This is a genomic window from Bizionia sp. (assembly GCF_048259285.1).
Lineage (GTDB): Bacteria > Bacteroidota > Bacteroidia > Flavobacteriales > Flavobacteriaceae > Algorimicrobium > Algorimicrobium hallyeonense.
The window spans coordinates 1-6,942 of record NZ_JBLXHU010000072.1 but is presented as its reverse complement, the minus strand read 5'-3'; the positions used below and the strand labels follow the sequence as shown (position 1 = coordinate 6,942).

8 protein-coding genes and 1 pseudogene are annotated in these 6,942 nt (G+C 36.0%); 8 read left to right on the top strand and 1 reads right to left on the bottom strand.

All coding sequences use genetic code 11. From position 1 onward, the window contains the following. Positions 1 to 773: 773 nt before the first annotated feature. From ACN0QX_RS14895 to ACN0QX_RS14870, 6 genes are all read left to right on the top strand, one after another. Positions 774 to 974, top strand: coding sequence for a hypothetical protein (locus tag ACN0QX_RS14895; RefSeq protein WP_417198107.1), 201 nt, complete (start codon positions 774 to 776; stop codon positions 972 to 974). A gap of 3 nt (positions 975 to 977) precedes the next feature. Beyond that, positions 978 to 1,283 (top strand): hypothetical protein, encoded by a 306-nt coding sequence (locus tag ACN0QX_RS14890; RefSeq protein ID WP_417198105.1) that lies wholly within the window; start codon positions 978 to 980, stop codon positions 1,281 to 1,283. A 497-nt stretch (positions 1,284 to 1,780) separates the two neighbouring features. Continuing rightward, the gene (locus ACN0QX_RS14885) at positions 1,781 to 2,122 is read left to right on the top strand and encodes a hypothetical protein (RefSeq protein ID WP_417198103.1); all 342 of its coding nucleotides are present in this window, start codon (positions 1,781 to 1,783) and stop codon (positions 2,120 to 2,122) included. Continuing rightward, positions 2,082 to 2,495 carry a protein-export chaperone SecB gene (locus tag ACN0QX_RS14880; RefSeq protein WP_417198101.1) on the top strand — a complete coding sequence of 138 codons (414 nt, stop codon included), beginning with the start codon at positions 2,082 to 2,084 and terminating at the stop codon, positions 2,493 to 2,495. Before ACN0QX_RS14885 ends, ACN0QX_RS14880 begins: the two co-directional genes overlap by 41 nt. Before the next feature lie 13 nt (positions 2,496 to 2,508). Continuing rightward, entirely contained in the window at positions 2,509 to 3,075 is a 567-nt protein-coding gene (locus ACN0QX_RS14875; protein ID WP_417198100.1) for a hypothetical protein, read from the top strand. A gap of 506 nt (positions 3,076 to 3,581) precedes the next feature. Beyond that, positions 3,582 to 3,905, top strand: coding sequence for a hypothetical protein (locus ACN0QX_RS14870; RefSeq protein ID WP_417198098.1), 324 nt, complete (start codon positions 3,582 to 3,584; stop codon positions 3,903 to 3,905). 585 nt (positions 3,906 to 4,490) lie between these two features. Here ACN0QX_RS14870 and ACN0QX_RS14865 read toward each other — a convergent pair. Further along, a complete protein-coding gene (locus tag ACN0QX_RS14865) occupies positions 4,491 to 5,084 on the bottom strand; it encodes a hypothetical protein (RefSeq protein ID WP_417198096.1) in 594 nt (197 codons plus the stop codon). Between the two features lie 974 nt (positions 5,085 to 6,058). Here ACN0QX_RS14865 and ACN0QX_RS14860 point away from each other — a divergent pair. Both ACN0QX_RS14860 and ACN0QX_RS14855 read left to right on the top strand, forming a co-directional pair. After that, the gene (locus tag ACN0QX_RS14860) at positions 6,059 to 6,274 is read left to right on the top strand and encodes a hypothetical protein (protein WP_417198094.1); all 216 of its coding nucleotides are present in this window, start codon (positions 6,059 to 6,061) and stop codon (positions 6,272 to 6,274) included. A 404-nt stretch (positions 6,275 to 6,678) separates the two neighbouring features. Next, positions 6,679 to 6,942: pseudogene (locus ACN0QX_RS14855) on the top strand (hypothetical protein); the annotation flags it as partial.

Below are 6,942 nucleotides of genomic sequence, written 5' to 3'. Positions count from 1 at the left end.
GAAAACTGCATAAAAGCCTTTGCCTGCGGATGGCAACCGCTGCGCTAGGCCATCCTCCGCTGCCTTATGCGGCGGCTTTTATTTGTTTTACTACGGAAACGAAACGTAGGCCGTTTGGCATGTTAATTTTATGTATTGCGATTTTGATGAATTGTTAATTCTTGTTTTGGCTATTTCGGTTCGATTAGTGCCACTTTGAAAGATCAAGGCAACTATCTTGTTGCAAAAAGCAATAAGATATGGTAAACACACTTGATCCTATGGACTTAAAACAAATTATCACCCTTCATTTGGATGGTTTGAGCAACCGTAAAATTGGAGCTATTTTAGGATTTCCCGCAATATGATTTGGTTTTCACTCAAGGCGATTTCCTAGATTACTGGATTCATGACCCTCAGCGTTATGCCTTGTATTCGCTTTTTATGTTTTTTTTAGAAATTGAATATAATTAGTTGGAAAATAAAATAATTGGGCTGGTAAGTTTTGAAGAAGGGAAACAACTCATTAAATATATTTGCTTTAGAAAATGAATTGGTAATTTATTGTATTAGTTAGTATGGGATGTTTATGTCTCTTTTTCTTGCGCCAATGAAGATGAATATCGTTTCATGGAACTCAGCGTGAGTTTTAAGATTGAAGATGATGGTAGCGTTTTAGGAAGTATAACTATTGAATTGAAATAAGATAACATGAAAATCGTTATCTTTGTAATGCCGATATTAAATAAAAACGTATGGATATCCAATTAGAAAAATACAAATTGATCGAATGGTTGATAAACCTTAAGGACGAATCGATTATTTCAAAACTGAAGCATATCAAGAACGGACTTTCGGCTTCTTCTGATTGGGCAGATGATGTTTCTGAAACTGAAAAACTATTGGTTGAAGCAGGACTTAAAGATATTGAGGAAGGAAAAACATTCACTCATGAGCAAGTCATGAAAGAAATCAACGAGGCTTACGGTTTGTAGTGAATGGAACTCATTTGGACTAGACTCGCTAACATCACCTACAGAGAGGTTTTTGAAAACCTTGAATGGCGATGGACAAAAAAGGAAATGAGAGACTTTAGAGACCTTACCAATGAACTGTTGGAAAAGGTTAAGAACGGACGCGTAACACATCCTTATGCACATAAAAGTTTAGGTATCAGAAAGGGAATCGTTCATAAGAATGTATCCCTATTCTATAAAGAAGACAAAGAGAACAACAAGATTTACCTGATTACTTTTTTCAACAATCGGATGAATCCCAAAACATTAAAAAGATTATTAAAGTAAAGAGTGATATGAGAATATTACTTTTTTATTTTAAAGCTATTAGGGCATTTTGTACCAAATATGTGCATTTAGGCATGAAAAATTTTGACTTATTTGTGGATGATGTGGTAACGAAGTGGCGTTCCGAGAGAAAGGTTGTTCTTATAAAGATTTGGTCTTGCTGGGGTTGCAGGGAATAGACATGTTGGTGCTAAAAGCGCAAGAAAGCATGCCATTAACTTATACCATGCTATATAATTATATCAGGATTTTAAAACACCCTGTATGGTATATCAAGTATCAGGGTAAAATCAATTTTTAACCTGTAGCCATATTTCGGGACTTAACATAGCGAGTAAGTTGCAAAATTAATAAACAATTAACAATATAACGGAATGAATTTTGTAACTTAATTAAAGTTAATTCGTCTAATTAATAGGTTTAAAGAAAGATTTAAATAAATTATTTCGACGAAATACAATAGCAAATTGTACAAAAGTTGTACTTTTGCAAAGAGTATGACATATATTAACTATACTTGTCGTATTGAAAACAAGAAACAAAAGGATAAAGAGATGAAAAGTATTTTTGAAAAGTTACAAGATTATTTCAATAATACCTCTGAAGAGCAAATTGCAAAGGACTGGAATTCAACATCAGAATTTGATAAAATTAACAGCCCAACTCTAGAGGAATTTATTGAGAACTCTAGCTGCTTTTTTATGCTAGAAAATAATCCACCCGATTTAGAGCACGAAAGTTTTGTTAATAACATAAAAAATCCGAATTTTACTTCGGATTTTTTTTTGACCAAAACTTATGGAAAAAGCAAGCTTTTCAATAGAACGTTATTATTTTGATAAAGTTCTTATCGACTTACAACACTATACATCGGATAAATTATTCGTGGATTTCAAGCCTTCAGGTCTTTTCGATTCCGAAAATTCAACTTACCTACTAACTTTTGATTTTTCAGCTTTAACAAGTCAAGAAAAAGATATAAAACCTTTTGTTAATATCCGTTGCAATGGGATATTTAAATTTGAGAATGTCGTTTCTATAGACGGAATTCCTTCATATTTTTACAGAAACAGTATCGCTATTTTATTTCCATACTTACGCGCTTATGTTAGTATAATAACTAATCAAGCAAATACGCCTCCAATTGTTTTGCCTACAATGAATTTAGCATCTTTAGAAAAGCCTTTAAAAGAAAATACCATTATTAAATAAAGAAGGCATTCTTTTGGAAAGCAAAAAAATATATCAAACTCTGGAGGACAGAGAAAACCCAGACCAAATTGAACAAGAAGGTCCATTTCCTTGCTCGTGGAATAATTCATGGCTAGGTACAGGCCATTATTTTTGGGATACTTTCATTGAAAATGCTCATTGGTGGGGAAAAACAAGACTTGATAATAAATATGTTATTTGCGAAGCTCATTTTAATTTCTGCACAACTACTTGTTTTGATCTAGTTGGAAAAACCGAACACATGCTTGATTTCGAGAGGAGTATAGGCTTAATGAAAACGAAAAAACTGCTAAACAATAAAACTACAGTAGCGAGAGTGTTATCTTACATGCAAAATACTCTTAAGATTTTCGATTATAAAGCCATTAGAGTTTATGGAGTTCATTCAAAATCAAAAGACTTGCAACCCAATTATCAAATGAAGTTTGAATTGGGTAAGCCGCAATATCTTGATTATAAACCTGCAATTCAGATTTGTATTTATAACTTTAGTGGACTTAGCTTCAAAGATTTTACCATAGTGTACCCTTACGACTATGTTTCAGGTTATGTAGTATAAAAGTTATGTAGTATAAAAAACTACTATGCACATCAAAGAACTGAGTTAAAAATTGATTACCACATGGGGAGTTTTCAAAGGCTCCATTTTTTAGAATAAATAAGCAGATATGTCTATGCCTTATTTTTTGTATTAAATGTACGATTAGATTAACTTTTATTTTCTTTACTTCGATGTCTTTAAGTCAAACTTTAACTGGAAAGATTGATGGGGCTAGTATTACCTTGAAAGATGAAGACTATGAGGTTATTTTTCAAATTGAGAGTGATTATGCTTGAAAAGCATGCCAATAACTTATACCATGCTATATAATTATATTAGGACTTTAAAACACCCCGTATGGTATATCAAGTATCAGGGTAAAATCAATTTTTATCCTGTAGCCATATTTCGGGACGAGACATGATGGCAATACTGTTCAAGATACGCCTATTTACACACAATCTTATCCTTCCATAACCATAAATAATATTGACGATCCTATTAGAATTGATGTCACTGGGACTTTGACATTAATACAAAACGCGCAGTACACTTTTGAATTTACTGTAGATAATGTGGATGTTTTAGCTGATTTTAGTGGAGGCTATCCAGGTGGTAGTCCTTTTCAAGATGGCATTGAGTATGATACAGTGGATCTTAATTTTGAAGTATCTTTAGAAAGCTCAACTTTAAGTCAAGATGCATTTAGCAACAATTTAAAGGTAACTATATTCTCTAACCCTTTTGATGATTATATAAAACTTGAAACTTGTGCAAAGTCTTATCTATTTTTGAAAACCAGCGCAAAACGGCTCCGCCCTTTAGTTACAGGGAGGTGGCTAAACTGACGAAAGGAGGTTTAGACGGCCGGTTTGTTTTTTCAAACTCCCTATAAAGCGGCAGGCAGGCTCTTTCTTTATTTCCGTTGTAATTTGCTTTAAACACCTTGATTAAACTTTGTTTGCTTATTCTGCCTAGGCGCCAGCTCGCCTTCCTAACGGCAGGCAGACCCCATTACTAAAATAGTCCACAGGATTATTTCTTAACGCTTGGGTGCCTCTTAAAATCAAACTCCCCTTTCTTTGATTTCGTTATCACTACATCAAATTCATTCCCCTCTTTATCTAAAGAGGGGAGCCTGTTTGGTTATATTCTTTTGTGTTTATTCAAACTCCCCGTCCAAACTTCGTTTGTCCACCCCTCTTTCAATTTTGCAAACCTCCTTTTCTAACTTTTGTTTGAAATACAGGATTTTTTATAGCGGACTTCCTGCCTATCGGCAGGCAGGCGTCGCTATACTACAAACTCCCCGTCCAAACTTCGTTTGTCCACCCCTCTTCAACTGAAGAGGGGAGCGGGGAACTGGATGGTTATTATTTATTCAGAAAAGGCTGCCTTTTTTAGACAGCCTTTTCAAACACATAGGGTACACATTACAATACTTCAATTAATTGGAGTGCATTAAATGCACCATTGTTTAATGGGTATTGTACGGCATTAATCTCCTGATAAAAGACCACTTTTAGAAAGTAGAAACTTTGACCAGTGCCTACAGGTGCACCTGCAGGTGTTAGTGTTACCGTTGAAATGGTAGCATCAATTGGTAAATTTACCAAGTTGCTCACTTGCAAATCCTTTATACCCGTAGCGAAATCCAGGTTTAAAAAACCGGAACTTAACTCGACATGGGTGGCGCCATCTGGGATTTCCAATTGTTGGATTGGAACCAGATCGGCAATAACCACTTCGCCTGTAACAGGGTTTAAAGAAAATGCTGCTTGTAGCACGCTGTCTAGAATTGCCCGTTTGTTGAAGTTAAAGCCGTTTAACCAGGCTTTTCCTAAAACGGTTAAGATTCCCGTTGCTACATTTCGTTCGCCACGTGATGAGATCAGGTCTTCATTTTTGACCCTCGCCATGACTTGTGTTAAACGTGATGTGACGCGGTTATCTTTGGCATCATTCAACAGTCCAACGATGCTTCGACGCAGCATTTTTCCACTGGTTGCTGCGTTTGCGAATTCCATTAGGTTTTCGCGGGTTCTTGCAAAGGCGGGGTCGTTTAAAATACGTTTTTTACTCACGCCACCTTTCGTCCGGGCATAATACCCATCTTCTCCTTTTACGAAGCTCACTTCTCCCAGTGTTCCTTCGACATTAAAAATTGACCTAACTTTAGCCATAATTTCTAAAATTTGTGTACAGGCTTTCAGGTTTTTTGTTTTTGACTTAAAGCTGTCTGCCCATACTGATTACACATTCATTTTTTATCAAGTTTTAGCATGTTGTTGCGACCTGTATACCGATCTTTTTTTAACAGTCTCTAATCCTTGATGTGCTCAAGCTAATCACTATTTCTGATTGTATTTTAATCCCTTCCGTTTTAATCGCTATTACTCATCTTGTTGGATTTGTTTACTGATTATTAACGTTTTAGGGGTAACAAATTCCGCTTTTTCTGTATATAAGGGTGTAAGTTCCTTTTTGTTCTTGATTTTTATGCTTTTGGTGTTTCATAGGGTATGTATAGGGTATGTATAGGGTATGTATAGGGTATGTATAGGTGAGGTGTGAGTTGTAAGTTGTTAGTTGTGAGGTGTTAGTTATTAGTTATTAGTAGTGCATTCTCGATATATTCCGACAAATGGATGGAACAGGCGAACTGACGTATATGAGGATTGCGTGGGGTGCGTATTATCCGTCCTAGAGTACCTGTACAGGTTATTGAATTAATCCTGATATCATTATGCAGTTAGATATTTTTAGATACGGATTACCCGGGTGACTTATTATGTTTTGATTAAAAATATGTGCTTGTGGGAAACTATTTGATATTAGTATGCTCAGACTTTCCTTCTGTTTAAAAATATTGTGCGCTTGCTGTGTATAATTACTTTTTCAAGTTCTTGACATTTTGATCTTTTCCAACTTACTACCTTTTTAGGTTGTTTTAAGTTGTTGGCATCAGAGAACATCTGATTAACCTTTAAAATTTGTTATTATGGCATTAGCATTTTTATATTCTAAAGATATCGAAATCGTAAATGGTGTTTGCGATAAAACTGCAAGGCAGTATATAAAAGATATCAATATTCATTTTGATCTTCCAGCACGTAACTTTGTTAGTTTGAAAAGTTATTGTGATTATTTTAGGGCGGATGAGCGTCATGTTTCGGCGATGATTGAGTCGGGTTATAGGGGTGGTAAGAGCCCCTAAATCCCCAAGGGGGGCTTGCTTACTGTTGCGGTGGGGGTTGTTATTGGGTTATTACGTTAATTTGGGTTAGGAGCAGGGAGTTAGGATAAGCAAGCCCTCCGTCTAGATCTCCAAACTACATATCCGCGCGCTGGCTTGCCTTCCTAACGGCAGGCAGGCCCCTTTGCTAAAATAGGCCACTGGACTATTTCTTAACGCTTGGGTGCCTCTTTAACTTTTAATTTGATGCTAGGATTTTTATAGCGTACTTCCTGCCTATCGGCAGGCAGGCGTCGCTATGCTACAAACTCCCCGTCCAAACATCGTTTGTTCACCCTCTTTAACTGAAGAAGGGAGCCTGGAGTTGGGAGTTGGGAGCTGCGGGAATATATTTAACTTTAATTAGTATACTAAAATTTAAACTTATGGCACAGTTACAGGCATTTTGGGATTGGTTTCAGGACTATGCTGAAACCTATTACTATTTACAGGATTTTCCGATGGCCGAGCAGGCGTTTTATAATCATGAACTTACTAGTCGCTTACAGGATTATCATGAGAACTTATGTTTTGGTATTACTTTCTCTAAAGATGAGACAGATGCGCAATTGATTTTAAGTACCAATGGGCGGGTAGATGGGGTGTTTTTCGTTAACAATCTTGTGCGCATTGCGCCCGAAATTCCCAAA